The organism is Haloterrigena sp. KLK7 (assembly GCF_037914945.1).
GTDB lineage: Archaea > Halobacteriota > Halobacteria > Halobacteriales > Natrialbaceae > Haloterrigena > Haloterrigena salinisoli.
Map to the genome: position 1 here is coordinate 3,114,306 of NZ_CP149787.1, position 13,358 is coordinate 3,127,663.

The following is a 13,358-nucleotide window of genomic DNA, read 5'->3' on the forward strand; positions in this document are numbered from 1 at the left end:
GCCCGTGACCTCCATCCGCGACGTGCTCGGCGACTCGCTGGCCGTCGGCGAGCGATTCGAACTCCGCCTCGAGGAGCGCGACGACCGACTCGTCGCCGACCATCCCAACGAAGCGAGTCCCATGGATATCGCGGTCGTCGACGGACTGAATCGACTCGAGGAACGGCCACCGGCGGATCCCGTCGCGGTCGAGATTCTCGGTCGGACCGTCGACGACCGGATCGCGGGTCGCGTGATCGATCCCGACGGTCCCTAGTCTCGGTACTGATTCAAGCGCTTTTTCAACCGCTTCGCGGCCTGTCCGCTCGCCGAGGCGAACTCCTCGCCGTCGTCTTCCCCGGCGAAGATAATTCCCCGCGAGGAGTTGACCAGCCCGACGCCGTCGGCGAGGCCGTACTCCACGGCCGCCTCGGCGTCGCCGCCCTGTGCCCCCACGCCGGGGACGAGGAAGGGGAGGTCGGGCACCTGCTCGCGGAGGTCCTCGAGTTCCTCGGGTTTGGTCGCGCCGACGACGAGGCCCACGTTGTCGTTCTCGTTCCAGAGGTCCGCCAGCGCGGCGACGCGCTCGTAGACGGCGTCGCCCGTCTCGAGTTCCAGGTCCTGAATATCGGCACCGCCGGGGTTCGAGGTCCGACAGAGAACGAAGACGCCCGCCTCCTCGTTCGAGAGGAACGGCTGCAGCGAGTCCCGACCCATGTAGGGGTTGACGGTGATCGCGTCGGCCGTCTCGAGCAACTGCGCGTACTGGCGGGTCGTGTTCCCGATGTCGGCCCGCTTGGCGTCCAGCAGGACGGGTACGTCCTTCCCGTGGGCGTAGGCGATCGTCTCCGCCAGCGCTCGCCAGCCGTCGGGATCCTCGTAGAAGGCGGCGTTTGGCTTGTAGACGGCGGCGTGCTCGTGAGTGGCGTCGATGATCCGACGGTTGAAGGCCCACCGCGGGAGGTCGTGCTCCGCGAGGTGGTCGGGAATTCGCGACGGGTCGGGATCGAGGCCGACCGAGACGACGCTGTCGACCGTCCGAATGCGGTCGTGCAGGCGATCGAAGAAGTTCATGCCTGCGAGTGGTCCCCCGCCGGTCGAAAAGGTTGCTATCCCGTCGGCCGTTTCGCGATCGGGGCCGTCCCGCGGGCGGATTCGACCGAGCACACGAGGGCTATCGAGACCACCATCCGATCGTGAAAATCATCCGCGTTCACCGTTGACGGTCCGGAATATCCCGAATGCGAACCGTTCCCGTTCCAAATACTTTAGACATCAGCTACTTCGCTATTATAATCCTTGGCTACAGTATGTCGATTCGAACCAACGAGAAATCTAACTCGCATCTCGGCCGACTGCGGGATCGTATCCGCTCGACGCTGTTCGCGGGCGACGACCGGTCCGCGGAGGACGCCGACGCCGACGCCGACGGCGTCGAAACCGACGACACACCGTCGCCGGATGCCCCCGGTAACCTCTTCCAGTGCTCGCGGTGCGGGACCGTCTACATCGACTCCGAAAAGAGCGACTGCGCGGAGTGCGAGGAAGCCGTCGAGGAAGTCCGGTCGGATCTGAAGTCGTCGCTCGCCCGGTAGTCCGACCGTCTCTCGGCGTTATCGAACGGCTGATTCGGCGTTCGTCTCGGCTTCCGTTCTCCTCAGGCCTCGAGTATCTCGATCGGATTGTTCTCCGGATCGCGGAGGAACAGGATCGTCGTCCCGCTCTCGGTCGTTCGCGGTTCGCTGATCGTCGAGACGTCCTCGGGGAGGGCCGCGTAGAACGCGTCGAGGTCGTCGACCGTCAGTCCGACGTGTTTCGCGCCGGGCTGGTTGAGCCCCGCCGCGGGCGAGCCCCGCGCTTCCGGTTCGTACTCGACGAGTTCGATGCGGATCCCGTCGGCCTCGAGGTGAGCGAACTCCCCGCGGGCGCCGTCGACGCCGACGGCGTCCGAGAACTCCTCGCCGCCGACGCTGAATCGCTCGACGACGTCGAGTCCGAGAACGTCCCGGTAGAAGGGCAGCGTCTCCTCGAGGTCTTCGACGGTGATCCCGACGTGGTGTGCGCTGAGCGTTGCCATCGAGTACTCCCTGCGAGCGGGGAGAAAAAACGCTTCCGTTGGGCGTTGATCGCGCGGGCCAAGAGACCCGAGAGACGGGCGACTCGCGTTCGGCGCCCGCGACGCCCTTCGAATTCGATGCGACGGACGACACTCGCGACTCAGTTTCCGTCGAGGAACTCGCGGAGCCGGTCGGTGTAGGCGTCGGGTCGATCGGCCATGACCCAGTGAGACGCCGACTCGAGGCCGACGAGTTCGGCGTCCGAGATGTCCCCTTCCAGCCGCTCGGCGTACTCGACGGGCTGGAACTCGTCCTCGGCGCCCCACAGCAGGAGCGTTCGAGCGGTGATTTCGCTCGGATCGATCTCGGTCGTGTGGCTCGTGTTCGTACCGATCGCGTCGCGAGACAGCGAGACGACCGCCTCATCGGAATCCCACGGCGCGAGCATCCCTTCGACGAACGCCTCGTCGGGGTCGTCGTACCGGGTGTCGCGGAAGATGCCCTCGAGCAGCTCGCGGGCGTCGTCGACGCTCATCTCGGCGATAGTCGACGGCAGCCCGAGGTCGATGATGGCCTCGACCGGCCACGAGTCGTAACAGACCGCGTTCGACAGCGCGAGCCGTTCGACCGTTTCGGGATTGTGCACCGCGTAGCGCAGTCCGACGCCGCCGCCGAGGTCGTGGCCGACGAACGTGATCGACTCGAGGCCCAGTTCGTCGACCAGACCGTCGACCATCGCCTCCTGCGCGCGGATCGAGCGATCGAAGCCGTCGTGCATCGCCGAGTTCCCGTAGCCGACCATATCGGGCGCGATCACCCGGTAGTCGTCCGACAGCGGCGGGGCGACGTCGCGCCAGAGGTACGACGACGTCGGAATGCCGTGGCAGAACAGCACCGGTTCCCCCTCGCCGTCGTCGTAGTAGGCGACCTCGAGGTCGTGTTCGTCGACGGTGACGGTCGTCGTCTCCTGGTCGTCGGCCCACGTCTCGTACTCCATGACACGGAGGGCTGCCACACCGACGGCATTAGTGGTTGGCGTCGGTCGGATCGCGGACGTATTCCTCGGACGAGCCCGGCGCTCGAAGAACGGAGCGACGGTGCCCGGAACCCTCACGAACGCGGGTCTCTGGAGGCGGGCTTCTCGAACCGATCGGAGTTGATGGAGTACACGTGCTGTCTCGCGTCCGCGAACGAGATCTGGGAGTCGACGAGATCGTGCTCCTCGAGTTGCTTCAGGGCGTAGCGGACCGTCCGCGCGGGGAGCATGGTCTCCTCGGCGAGTCGCGACTGCGTGAGAGAGCCCTCGTGTGCGAGGACCGTCAGCACGAGTTTGGCGCTCGGCGGGACGTCATCGACGGCGTCCGGGGCTGTGGTCGACGTGAGAACGACCTGATCGCTCATTGTCCGTCTCTGGCCACGAACCCTCTTTAATGATTCTCTGCAGCGGCGACTGCCGGCCCCGCTCCGAGTCGGTCAGGACGCCTCGAGTTCGTCCGCCAGCTCGTGGAAACTGTCGATCGTCAGGTCGGGTTCGACCTCGTAGGGCCCCCAGAGCGTGTCCGATCGGTTGATCCAGACGCCCTGCATCCCGGCGTTGATCGCACCCGGGACGTCCCACCAGCCCGCGGCGACGAACGCGATCTCCTCGATCGGCGTGCCGATCTCGTCGGCGGCGTGGCGGTACAGTTCGGGCTGGGGTTTGAACTGCTCGATCTCGTCGGCGCTGATCGCGTCCGCGAGTACGTCTCCGAGGTCGGCGTGATCGACCAGCGACTCGAGCATCTCCTCGTTGCCGTTCGAGACGACGTAGCAGTCGTAGCCCAGGTCCCGGAAGCGCTCCATCCCGTCGCGGACGTCGTCGAAGACCGGCAGTTCGTGGTACGTCGAGAGGATCTCCTCGCGCTCGTCCTCGTCGATGTCGACGCCGATCGTGTCGAGGGCGACCCGGAGCGCGTGACGGTTCATCTCGTAGAACGTGTCGTACTCGCCGATCGCGTTGCCGACCATCGCGTTCGCCAGCGATCGCTGGCGCCACAGTTTCGCGACGAGCGAGGGGTCGAACTCGTCGACGTGCTCCGAGAGGGGTTCGGCGACCCCGGACACGTCCACGAGCGTCCCGTAGGAGTCGAACGCGAGCGTCTCGACGGCGTCGGGATCGAACGTCATGACGGTCGCAGTACCTCGCGAACGGCGAAATAGCTTGGCCCGTCGACGAGGCGACGCTCCCGTCGCGCTGCCGGCACGGGACTGATAGTCGTCACCGTCGTGAGACCCCGCATGGATCCGAGCGAACAGCTGTACGAACGGGACGCCGAGGGCTGGCGCCGCGGCCTGTACGAGGACGTCGAGTCGACGTTCCGCGCGCCGATCGTCAACTGGTTCTTCCGGACGCTGACGGCCAACGAACCCGAATTCGCGCGGTACCTGTGGGCGCAGTGCAAACCGCTCTTCCAGACGCGCGCGTTCGGCCGGTACACCGTCTCCTACAGGGACGCCGTGCTCTCGGCGCTCGAGGACGCCGCCGCGGACGTTCCGCGCTACCGGCGGGCCGATCTCGGTCTCCGCCCGCCCGAGTGGCGCGAGCTCCGCGGCCAGATCGCGACGTTCGATATCGTGGCGCCGCGGCTCGCGTTCACCTTCGCGGTCTGCGACCGGGCGATGAACGGCGACCTGCCGGAGACCGATCCGACCGGCGAAGCCTCGACGGCGCCCCTCCCGGCGTGGCTCGATCGGGATCGCGGTCGGTCGGTGACGATGCTCGACGACGACGCGGTCCCCGCCGACCTCGAGCCCACCGTCGACGAGATCCGGGATTTCCACGGGCTCGAGGGCGGGCTGCCGAGCATCTACCGCTGTCTCGCGCAGTGGCCGGACTACCTCGAGCCGGCGTGGTCGGACCTCGAGGCCGTCCTCGAGAGCGACGCGTTCGAACGCGGTCGCGACGACGCCGACGCGGTCGTCGACGACCACATCGAGAAGCTCCCGTACGCGCCGCGGCTCTCGCCGACGGCGCTCTCCGAACGAGGGTTCGACGACGCGACGATCGACGACCTCCGGGAGTTCGTCCGCCAGTTCAATCGCGGCGCGATCGAAACCGTGCTCCCGGCGCTGGTCGTCTACGCGGCGACGCTCGACGTCGACGGCGAGCGGTCGCTCTAGAGCGCCGCGTCGGTATTCGAGGGCCGTCACTCGAGGACGGCCCGCACCTGCAGGTACTCGACGCGGATCGCGTTGTCGCCGAACCACTCCTCTAGGGCCGCGACCGCGTCCCGGCGGAGTGCGGCGCGGGCCTCGTCGTCGTCCATCCGCCGGAGCACCGGCGACAGCGGGCCGGACTCCTCGGCGAACTCCCGCCAGAAGTGATGCGGAGTCGCGTAGCGGAACTCGAGCAGGCGCCGCTGCAACGAGAGGTCGGTGTCGGCGAACTCCTCGCGGACGAACGCGGGGTCGCCCCACCGGAGGTGCGACCGCGGATCGCTCGGCGGCTCGTCGACGTGGTCGGTCAGCACCTCGGTGAGGTCGCCGACGACGCCGTTCGGCGACCACGCCGTGAAGCAGACGCGACCCCCCGATTTCGTCGCGCGACGCAGTTCCGCACCGGCCGCCGTCGAGTCCGGCGCGAACACGTGACCGAAGTTCGAGAGGACGACGTCGAACGCGCCGTCGGGGACCGGCAGGGCCTCGGCGTCGCCGGTGAGCCAGCCGATGTCGTCGTACCCCGCGAGCGCGGCGTTCTCTCGGGCGAGCTCGAGCATGTCGTGGGCGAGGTCGAGACCGACGACGTCGGCCCCCGAGCGGCGGGCCGTCAGCGCGGCGTTGCCCGTTCCGCAGCCCACGTCGAGGACGCGGTTTCCCGGATCGATCCCCGCGGCGTTGACCAGCCGCGCGATGGCGGGCAGCATGTTCGGCGCCATCGCGGGATAGCGGCCCGCCGACCAGACGTGTCTCGCCGATCGGCCGTCGGCCTCGCTCGAGTCGGTCATACCGGTTTTCCGCCGCCCACGGACAAAAATCGACGGTCGGCAGTTCCGTCCGCGAGTCCGCCTCGCTCGAGCGACCCCGCGAATGCTGGCCCCCGAACGGAGGGGGCCGCGACCGTCGGTCGTCCCATGACACGAACGGCCGTGATCGCCGGCGTCGGTCCCGGACTCGGTGCATCGCTCGCCCGCAAATTCGTCGCCGAGGGCTGTCAGGTCGGACTGTTCGCCCGGTCGGCGGAGTACCTCGAGGAGCTGGCCGACGACCTCGGCGACGACGCGGTCGCCGTCCCGACGGACGTCACGGACCCCGAACAGGTCGAGGCGGGCTTTCGGGAGGTTCGCGACGCGTTCGGTCCGGTGGACGTCCTCGTCAACCACGCTAGCGGCGGGGCGTGGCAGGGACTGCGGGAGATCTCGCCGGACGCGTTCGAGCAGGCGTGGCGCGTCTCGGCCTACGGCGCGCTGCTGTGCTCGCAGGCGGCCGTCGACGACATGCTCGCCGAGGACGGCGGCACGATCATCTTCACCGGTGCGACGTCGGCGGTCCGCGGCCGCGAGGGCGCGATCGGCTTCAGCGCGGCCAAGTTCGCCGTCCGCGGGACGGCCGAGTCGATGGCCCGCGAGCTCGGCCCGGAGGGGATCCACGTCGCCCACGTCGTGATCGACGGGGGGATCCGGCCGCCGAACGTCGACGATAGCGACGCGGCGACGTCCCTCGATCCGGACGCCATCGCCGACTCCTACTGGCACCTCGTCACGCAGGATCGGTCGTCGTGGACCCTCGAGTTGGATCTCCGACCTCACGTCGAGGAGTTTTGAACCGCTGGATCGGGTCAGACGCGGCCTAGCGTTATCCCGTCGGGGATCGATCGTTCGCTATGACCCGCGTCGCGCTGATCGCCCACGACGAGACGAAACCCGACCTGATCGAGTTCGCGCAGACCCACGAGGACCAGCTCCAGAAGTACGAACTGATCGCGACCGGAACGACGGGGAAACGGCTACAGGAGGAGACCGCCCTCGAGGTCGAGCGCATGGCGTCGGGGTCGCTCGGCGGCGACCTGATGGTCGGGGCGGAAGTCGCGAAGGGGAACCTCGACGGGGTCGTCTTTCTCCGGGACCCGCTGGAGGCACAGCCCCACGAACCGGACATCACGGCGCTGTTGCGGATCTGTGACGTCCGCGACGTCGCGCTGGCGACGAACCGCTCGTCGGCGGAGTTCCTGATCGACGGGTTGGCCGACTGACGGTCGCCCATCGCCGACCGCAGCGACCGGTCTCGACCGCCGTACACCGACCTTTACTATCCGGACAGCGAACGTGTCCGTATGACCGTATATGAGAGCGACCTCCCCGGCGTCGGGAAGAAGTTCGAGGTCGAACTCGAGGACGACTCGAGACTCGTCATCGTGACCCACAACACGGGGAAGCGGGAGGTGTTCCTGAAGGACGATCCGGACGCGGACGGCGACAAACTGTTCGAGCTCTCGGATCGCCTCGCCCGGAAGGTCGGAACGATTCTGGAGGGGGCGTACTTCCAGCCCGTTCAGGCCGAGGCGGTGGAGACGATGCTCACGGACGATACGTATCTCGAGTGGTACAACGTCAGTGACGCGGCCGATATCGCCGGCCAGACCCTCGAAGAAGCGGACGTTCGAAATCGGACGGGGGTCTCGATCGTCGCGATCCAGCGCGGCGACGACCTGATCTCGCCGCCGACGCCGGAGACGGTCCTCCAGGTCGACGACACGCTCGTCGTCATCGGCGAGCGCGAGGAGTGCGCCGAGTTCGAGACGCTGTTGGGTGACGAGGTATAATCGCTCGATGACGGTTCCGTCGGAGGTGACCGCGAGTGGCTACTGCTGAATCGACCGCGCTGATCGACGTCGGAATCCTCTTCGGGGCCGTCGCGATCGCCGGCCTCGTCGCGAACCGGATCAACCAATCGGTGATCCCGTTCTACATCCTCATCGGCATGCTGTTGAGCGAGTACGTCGTCGGCAGGATCGACTTCCCGGCGCTGCTCGGCACGGACGCGATCCCCCACGGCGCCGAGCTCGCGCTCGCCGATACCGACTTCGTTCACGTCAGCGCCGAGATCGGGATCGTTCTCCTCCTCTTCTTCCTCGGCCTCGAGTTCAACCTCGACCGCCTGATCGCCTCGAAGGAGCGGATCGGGAAGGCGGGGGCGGTGGATCTCGCGATCAACTTCGGCGCCGGACTCCTGCTCGGCTACGCGCTGTTCGGCTCGTTCCTCGCCGCCTTCCTCACCGCCGGGATCGTCTACATCTCCTCGTCGGCGATCATCACGAAGTCGCTGATCGATCTCGGCTGGATCGCCAACGACGAGTCCGACGCGCTGCTCGGGACGCTGGTCTTCGAGGACCTCTTCATCGCCGTCTATCTCGCGGTCGCGACCGCGCTGGTGCTCGGCGGCGGCGCCGTCGGCGAGGCGCTTGGGCAGATCGGCGTCGCGGTCGGCTTCATCCTCGTCTTGCTCCTGCTGGTCTACCTCGGGACGGCGTGGTTCCAGCGCAGCCTCGAGACCGACTCCCACGAGTTCATCGTGCTCCGGGCGCTGGGGATCACGGTGTTGCTCTCCGGGATCGCCCTGTCGATCGGCGTCAGCGAGGCGGTCGCCGCCTTCTTCGTCGGAATGGCCTTCTCCGCGACCGAGCACGTCCACGATCTGGAGAACCTGCTCGAGCCGCTTCGGGACGCCTTCGCGGCGATCTTCTTCTTCTGGATCGGGCTGTCGACCGACCCGTCGCTGTTCCTCGGCGTCGCGGGACTCATCGCGGTCGCGGCGGTGGCGACGACGCCGACGAAACTGATCAGCGGCTATCTCGGCGGTCGACTCTACGACCTGAGCGAGCGCCGCTCGGTCCGGGTCGGCCTCGGGATGACCACCCGCGGCGAGTTCTCGCTGATTATCGCGAGCCTCGCGCTCTCCGGCGCCGGGACCGCGCTCCCCGAACCGATCGCGGAGGACGTCTACGCCTTCGCCGTCGGCTACGTCCTGGTGATGAGCATCGTCGGCACGACGCTGATGCAGTACTCGAGCGAAATCGAGTCCGTCGTCGTGCCCCGTCTCGAGGCGTGAATGATGGCGACATCACGGCCGAGCGTCGACTGAGCGTCGACCGAGCACCGGCCGGTGATAACTGAGCGACGGTCGGACGACGACCGACGTTCTGCGGGTTCAGCTCCCGCCCGTTCGAAAAGGGATAGCTTCAACCTCCTCGAGGTCCCCGTGACGTCTATGTCACGGGCGGTCGTCTTCGACCTCGATTACACGCTCGCCGTACCCACGCGGGACCGAGCGACGCTCCTGTCGGAGGCGACGACCGCCGCCGACGCGCCGTCGCTCTCCCGCGAGGAGTACCTCGCGGCCCACCGCCGGAACCTCACCCGCGAGACGCGCGAACCCATCTTCGCCGACTTGCTCGACGACCGAGAGACCGACGCCGATCCCGGCGCGGTCGCCGACGCCTACCGCGAGACGATCGCCGACGCGCTCGAGCCCCTGCCCGGCGTCGAGTCGATGCTCGCGGACCTCCGCGGGGAGTACCGCGTCGGCCTGCTCACCAACGGCCCCGTCCGCGCCCAGCGGGACAAACTCGCGACGCTGGGCTGGGAGGACGCCTTCGACGCCGCGCTCGTCACCGGCGAACTCGAGGCCGGCAAGCCCGACCCGCGCGCGTTCGAGGCGATCGCCGCCGAACTGAACGTCGATCCCCGCGACGCCGTCTACGTCGGCGACGAAGTCGAGGCCGACGTCTCTGGAGCGACCGAGGCCGGTATGGACGCCGTTCAGGTGCTGCTCGAGGACGGCCCCGATCCGGATCCGCGGGCCGTCGCCCACGTCGAGCAATCGTCGATCGCGGCCGACCTCCCGGCGATTCTCGAGGACCTCGCGTAACGTCGCTACGCGATCGACGCTAGTTCTCCGCGCGACTCACCGCTTTGACGACGTCCGTCGCCCGTTTGACGGCGGCGCCGCTCTCGACGAAGACGAGGGTTCGCGGCGGCTGTGCGGCTTTCGGACGCACGCGCAAGCCGACGTCTTCGGCGGCCTCGACCGCGACGTCCTGGCCCATCTCGAACTCGAGGCGGGCCCGATCCTCGTGGACGAAGACGCGCGCGATCCGCTGGTCGTCCGAGTCCGGGAGCGCGAGCGTCACGTCGTACGCGCGCGCACCGTCGGTCGTCGGCTCGACGTCGCGGTCGGCGTTCGCGACCGCGATCGACGCGAGTTCGTCGTCCTCCCGGCCGTCGAGTTCGGAGGCGAGCAGTTCGGCGATCCGGCGACCGTCGGTGATCCGCTCCTCGACCATGTCCACCGGTCGGGCGGCCGGAAACTAACGCCCTTCGGCTTCCGCGTCGGCGAGGGCCTCGCGCGCGACGGGGACCAGTTCGCTCACGTCGACGCCCTCCCGACGGGCGTAGACGACGGCGGCGGCCTCGATGGTCAGTCCGAGGTCGTCCTGCAGCTGGTTGATGGCGCCGACCGCCTCGTGTTTCTCCATCCCCTCGGCGACGAGCGCGTCGAGGACGCGTTCGAACGCCGAGCGCTCCCGCAGGAGCTCCTCGTCGGGGACGAACTCGTCGGGGACGGTCACCTCGGCGGGATCGAACGTTACCTCGAGGCCGCCGTCGGTGCGCTCTAACAGGCCGTCCTGCGTGGCGACGTCGATGAGGCGTTTCGACTGGTCGGGCGAGAACCAGTCGCGGTCGAGCGAGAGCGCGACGACGAACTCGTTCTCTTGGAGGCGCCGGGTGCCGTTCTGGATGAACGGGGCGGCGACCGCGACGCGAAGGCTCATAGAAAGAGGTCGCCGGAACGGCGAGATAACGGTGGCGGTTCCGCGTCGTCGCGGATCGGGAGAGCGACGTCAGTCCGAGGCGCGTCCGCTCCCGCCGTTGCGGTCGGCTCGAGACGGCGGCGGGAACTCGGCGGCGGCCGGCTCCGAGGCGTCCGGCAGGACGCAGCGCTCGGGTTCCTGATTGACGTGCCGGTAGCGGTCGGGTGCGTTCGCCAGCGGATGGGCCGGGTTCTGTTCGCTGGCGATGCGTGCGGCCCTGACCTCGCCGAACCCGGTGAGACGGGCTTCGATGCCGCGCCAGTGATGGCGCGATGCGGGCGGGATCGAGACCGGACGCGGCGGTTTGCCGTCCGGGTGGTTCGTCGCGAGGATGCGACTGTTGACGTTGCTGGCTAACGAGTCGTGGTCCACGAGGACGCCGACGCAGGCGTCTCGCGGCGCGCGAGCGGCGAGGACGTCGAGACCGAGGTGGAGCGCCCGATACTCGGCGACGTTGTTGTCCGGGGGCGCGTCCGCGGTCGCGACGCGGGCGACGCGGGTGCCGTCGCGCGTTTCGATGACAGCGCCCAGTCCGCCGCCCGACTCCCGGAAGGAGCCGTCGGTAGCGACGTAGAAGTCCCGATGATGGGTGCGCGGGGGGTGGGCGATGTGCGGTGTGGGCGACTCGTCGAACAGGTCCCGCAGGTTGGACCGGCCGTGAGCGGCCATACGATCGAGTAAGCCGTTCGACCACTTAACTATTCTGTCCACGATAACAAATGCCATACATCGGGATACCGTGCGCTACTGTGGCAGACACCGGTACGGTCCATTTACTAATACGCTCTGACGGGTACTAGTAGGGAGATTTACAGCAGCGATGAGGGTCATCTAGGGCCGACTGTCATCGCTCGCTATTTGTGTCACCATACCTATGTATTTTCGAGCGGTACGTGGTAACATGGAACGGGAAGCCAACGGACGGCCGACGCGACGGTCGTTCCTGATAACAACGGGTGCAGCGTCAGTGGTGGCGGTTTCCGGGTGTCTCGGTGGTGAGGGGCCGGGCGACGACGAGTTCGTGATTACGCTCTCGCAGTTTCCGGACACCGTCGACCCCATCGACCACATCACGGGCGACTACTTCGACGTCTTCGATCACGTCTACGAACCGCTGTTCGACATTCAACCGGGCGAGGCGCCCGAGCCGCGGGTCGTCGAAGACTGGGAGCACGCCGACGGCGCCGTCGAACTGAGTCTCCGCGACGACGTGCAGTTCCACGACGGCCAGGACCTGACCGCCGAAGACGTCGCGTTCACCCTCGAGCGCCAGATCGACCCGGAGGTCGGTCCCGCCTCCTCGCAGGTCGCCGGGTTAGGGTCGATCGAGGGAGCCGAGGCGGTCGACGACTCGACCGTTCGCTTCGAGTACTCGGGAGCGGCCGCGCTCGCCGAGTACGAGTTCGGGAACTACGCGCGAGCGATGAGCCGCGAGTGGACGGACGAACAGGAGAGCGCCGAGAGCGGCGAGATCGTCGGCAACTCGGCGGACGTCTTCAACGGGACCGGCCCCTACGAGGTCGTCGACTTCACGCCGGACACCGAAATCGTCCTCGAGCCGTTCGACGACTACTGGGGCGACGAGCCGCCGTTCGATCGACTCGTGTTCAACGCCGACGAGGAGTCGAGCGGCCGCGTCGCCGCGCTCGAGACCGGGGAGAGCGATCTCACGATCAACGTCCTTCCGGAAGACGTCCAGACGGTGCAGAACGCCGAGGACGCCGAGGTCCGGACGGTGACGAGCTTTCGAAACATCTTCTGCCCGATGAAAAACGAGGCGGAGCCCTTCGACAGTCAGGCGTTCCGACAGGCGATGAACTACGCCGTCGACAACGAGGGGATCATTGACGACGTCCTCAGCGGCTTCGGCGAACCGATGAGCCAGCCGGTCCCGCCGGGAGTCAACGGCTACAACCCCGACCTCGATCCGTACCCCCACGATCCCGACGAAGCAGCGAGCCTCGTCGAGGAGAGCGGCTACGGCGGGGCGGAGATCGAACTGGTCGCCCCGCAGGGGCGGTACCTGAACGACGCCGACGTCGCACAGACCGTCGCCGACCAGATCGACCAACTCGAGAACGTCTCCTGTGACGTCGACGTCGTCGACTTCGGAGTCGTCTCCGACGCGAACTCGGCGGGGATGGACGACTACGAGATCCCCTTCTTCATGATCGGCTGGGGGGTTATCACCGGCGACACCGACTACGGCGTCTCCGGGTTCTTCCAGGAGGGCGGCGGCGTCCAGACGTTCCGCGACGAGGAACTCGATCAGGCGATCGAGGAGAGCAAGGGGATCGACGATCCCGAGGAGCGCGAGCGACAGCTGCAGGACGTCAACGAGATGGCTCGGGAGAAGGCGCCGTGGATCTTCCTCCACTTGCAGGAGAGCATCTACGGCGTCCGCCAGGACGTCCAGTGGGAGCCCCGCGAGGACGAGACCATCTGGGCATGGGAGATGAGTCAGTAGATCGACGCTC

18 protein-coding genes are annotated in these 13,358 nt (G+C 67.6%); 9 read left to right on the forward strand and 9 right to left on the reverse strand.

The window, feature by feature from the left end; genetic code table 11:
- The first annotated feature begins 4 nt into the window (after positions 1-4).
- Entirely contained in the window at positions 5-256 is a 252-nt protein-coding gene (locus WD430_RS15420; RefSeq protein ID WP_339103308.1) for a hypothetical protein, read from the forward strand.
- Here the strand turns inward: WD430_RS15420 and pyrF are convergent.
- A complete protein-coding gene (pyrF, locus tag WD430_RS15425) occupies positions 253-1,053 on the reverse strand; it encodes an orotidine-5'-phosphate decarboxylase (protein WP_339103309.1) in 801 nt (266 codons plus the stop codon). The genes WD430_RS15420 and pyrF overlap by 4 nt on opposite strands.
- Positions 1,054-1,220: 167 nt before the next feature.
- On the opposite strand from pyrF, the gene WD430_RS15430 reads away from it, so the two are divergent.
- Positions 1,221-1,574 carry a hypothetical protein gene (locus WD430_RS15430; RefSeq protein ID WP_407067124.1) on the forward strand — a complete coding sequence of 118 codons (354 nt, stop codon included), beginning with the start codon at positions 1,221-1,223 and terminating at the stop codon, positions 1,572-1,574.
- Positions 1,575-1,636: 62 nt separating this feature from the next.
- Here WD430_RS15430 and WD430_RS15435 read toward each other — a convergent pair whose 3' ends face one another.
- The 4 genes from WD430_RS15435 to WD430_RS15450 all read right to left on the reverse strand — a co-directional run bounded on the left by WD430_RS15435 (position 1,637) and on the right by WD430_RS15450 (position 4,202).
- Positions 1,637-2,056: a VOC family protein gene (locus tag WD430_RS15435; RefSeq protein ID WP_339103310.1), complete on the reverse strand. Its 420-nt coding sequence runs from the start codon at positions 2,054-2,056 to the stop codon at positions 1,637-1,639.
- Between the two features lie 140 nt (positions 2,057-2,196).
- Positions 2,197-3,033, reverse strand: coding sequence for an alpha/beta hydrolase (locus tag WD430_RS15440; RefSeq protein WP_339103311.1), 837 nt, complete (start codon positions 3,031-3,033; stop codon positions 2,197-2,199).
- A 113-nt stretch (positions 3,034-3,146) separates the two neighbouring features.
- Complete coding sequence (locus WD430_RS15445) at positions 3,147-3,437, reverse strand: helix-turn-helix domain-containing protein (RefSeq protein WP_339103312.1); 291 nt, start codon at positions 3,435-3,437, stop codon at positions 3,147-3,149.
- Between the two features lie 72 nt (positions 3,438-3,509).
- A complete protein-coding gene (locus tag WD430_RS15450) occupies positions 3,510-4,202 on the reverse strand; it encodes a haloacid dehalogenase type II (protein ID WP_339103313.1) in 693 nt (230 codons plus the stop codon).
- 111 nt (positions 4,203-4,313) lie between these two features.
- Here WD430_RS15450 and WD430_RS15455 point away from each other — a divergent pair, with 111 nt between their 5' ends.
- The gene (locus WD430_RS15455; protein WP_339103314.1) at positions 4,314-5,195 is read left to right on the forward strand and encodes a halocarboxylic acid dehydrogenase DehI family protein; all 882 of its coding nucleotides are present in this window, start codon (positions 4,314-4,316) and stop codon (positions 5,193-5,195) included.
- A gap of 26 nt (positions 5,196-5,221) precedes the next feature.
- On the opposite strand, the gene WD430_RS15460 is transcribed toward WD430_RS15455, so the two are convergent.
- Positions 5,222-6,019: a methyltransferase domain-containing protein gene (locus tag WD430_RS15460; protein WP_339103315.1), complete on the reverse strand. Its 798-nt coding sequence runs from the start codon at positions 6,017-6,019 to the stop codon at positions 5,222-5,224.
- 126 nt (positions 6,020-6,145) lie between these two features.
- On the opposite strand from WD430_RS15460, the gene WD430_RS15465 reads away from it, so the two are divergent.
- The 5 genes from WD430_RS15465 (at position 6,146) to WD430_RS15485 (ending at position 9,938) form a co-directional block, all read left to right on the forward strand.
- Positions 6,146-6,835, forward strand: coding sequence for an SDR family NAD(P)-dependent oxidoreductase (locus tag WD430_RS15465; RefSeq protein WP_339103316.1), 690 nt, complete (start codon positions 6,146-6,148; stop codon positions 6,833-6,835).
- A gap of 59 nt (positions 6,836-6,894) precedes the next feature.
- Entirely contained in the window at positions 6,895-7,263 is a 369-nt protein-coding gene (locus WD430_RS15470) for a methylglyoxal synthase (protein ID WP_339103317.1), read from the forward strand.
- Positions 7,264-7,344: 81 nt separating this feature from the next.
- A complete protein-coding gene (locus WD430_RS15475; protein WP_339103318.1) occupies positions 7,345-7,833 on the forward strand; it encodes a TrkA C-terminal domain-containing protein in 489 nt (162 codons plus the stop codon).
- A 35-nt stretch (positions 7,834-7,868) separates the two neighbouring features.
- Complete coding sequence (locus WD430_RS15480) at positions 7,869-9,119, forward strand: cation:proton antiporter (protein WP_339103319.1); 1,251 nt, start codon at positions 7,869-7,871, stop codon at positions 9,117-9,119.
- A 159-nt stretch (positions 9,120-9,278) separates the two neighbouring features.
- Positions 9,279-9,938, forward strand: a complete 660-nt coding sequence (locus WD430_RS15485; RefSeq protein WP_339103320.1) for an HAD family hydrolase — start codon at positions 9,279-9,281, stop codon at positions 9,936-9,938.
- 19 nt (positions 9,939-9,957) lie between these two features.
- On the opposite strand, the gene WD430_RS15490 is transcribed toward WD430_RS15485, so the two are convergent.
- The 3 genes from WD430_RS15490 to WD430_RS15500 all read right to left on the reverse strand — a co-directional run bounded on the left by WD430_RS15490 (position 9,958) and on the right by WD430_RS15500 (position 11,550).
- Positions 9,958-10,353 carry a hypothetical protein gene (locus WD430_RS15490; protein ID WP_339103321.1) on the reverse strand — a complete coding sequence of 132 codons (396 nt, stop codon included), beginning with the start codon at positions 10,351-10,353 and terminating at the stop codon, positions 9,958-9,960.
- Between the two features lie 24 nt (positions 10,354-10,377).
- Positions 10,378-10,842 carry a DUF2240 family protein gene (locus WD430_RS15495; protein ID WP_339103322.1) on the reverse strand — a complete coding sequence of 155 codons (465 nt, stop codon included), beginning with the start codon at positions 10,840-10,842 and terminating at the stop codon, positions 10,378-10,380.
- 69 nt (positions 10,843-10,911) lie between these two features.
- Positions 10,912-11,550, reverse strand: a complete 639-nt coding sequence (locus tag WD430_RS15500; protein ID WP_339103323.1) for a ribonuclease H — start codon at positions 11,548-11,550, stop codon at positions 10,912-10,914.
- Between the two features lie 232 nt (positions 11,551-11,782).
- On the opposite strand from WD430_RS15500, the gene WD430_RS15505 reads away from it, so the two are divergent.
- Complete coding sequence (locus WD430_RS15505; RefSeq protein WP_339103324.1) at positions 11,783-13,348, forward strand: ABC transporter substrate-binding protein; 1,566 nt, start codon at positions 11,783-11,785, stop codon at positions 13,346-13,348.
- The last annotated feature ends 10 nt before the right edge of the window (positions 13,349-13,358 follow it).

Bases quoted from the DNA above. Each gene is read 5' to 3' on its own strand.
- pyrF (WP_339103309.1), bottom strand. From the start codon at position 1,053: ATGAACTTCTTCGATCGCCTGCACGACCGCATTCGGACGGTCGACAGC.
- WD430_RS15430 (WP_407067124.1), top strand. From the start codon at position 1,221: ATGCGAACCGTTCCCGTTCCAAATACTTTAGACATCAGCTACTTCGCT.
- WD430_RS15435 (WP_339103310.1), bottom strand. From the start codon at position 2,056: ATGGCAACGCTCAGCGCACACCACGTCGGGATCACCGTCGAAGACCTC.
- WD430_RS15440 (WP_339103311.1), bottom strand. From the start codon at position 3,033: ATGGAGTACGAGACGTGGGCCGACGACCAGGAGACGACGACCGTCACC.
- WD430_RS15445 (WP_339103312.1), bottom strand. From the start codon at position 3,437: ATGAGCGATCAGGTCGTTCTCACGTCGACCACAGCCCCGGACGCCGTC.
- WD430_RS15450 (WP_339103313.1), bottom strand. From the start codon at position 4,202: ATGACGTTCGATCCCGACGCCGTCGAGACGCTCGCGTTCGACTCCTAC.
- WD430_RS15455 (WP_339103314.1), top strand. From the start codon at position 4,314: ATGGATCCGAGCGAACAGCTGTACGAACGGGACGCCGAGGGCTGGCGC.
- WD430_RS15460 (WP_339103315.1), bottom strand. From the start codon at position 6,019: ATGACCGACTCGAGCGAGGCCGACGGCCGATCGGCGAGACACGTCTGG.
- WD430_RS15465 (WP_339103316.1), top strand. From the start codon at position 6,146: ATGACACGAACGGCCGTGATCGCCGGCGTCGGTCCCGGACTCGGTGCA.
- WD430_RS15470 (WP_339103317.1), top strand. From the start codon at position 6,895: ATGACCCGCGTCGCGCTGATCGCCCACGACGAGACGAAACCCGACCTG.
- WD430_RS15475 (WP_339103318.1), top strand. From the start codon at position 7,345: ATGACCGTATATGAGAGCGACCTCCCCGGCGTCGGGAAGAAGTTCGAG.
- WD430_RS15485 (WP_339103320.1), top strand. From the start codon at position 9,279: ATGTCACGGGCGGTCGTCTTCGACCTCGATTACACGCTCGCCGTACCC.
- WD430_RS15490 (WP_339103321.1), bottom strand. From the start codon at position 10,353: ATGGTCGAGGAGCGGATCACCGACGGTCGCCGGATCGCCGAACTGCTC.
- WD430_RS15495 (WP_339103322.1), bottom strand. From the start codon at position 10,842: ATGAGCCTTCGCGTCGCGGTCGCCGCCCCGTTCATCCAGAACGGCACC.
- WD430_RS15500 (WP_339103323.1), bottom strand. From the start codon at position 11,550: ATGGCCGCTCACGGCCGGTCCAACCTGCGGGACCTGTTCGACGAGTCG.
- WD430_RS15505 (WP_339103324.1), top strand. From the start codon at position 11,783: ATGGAACGGGAAGCCAACGGACGGCCGACGCGACGGTCGTTCCTGATA.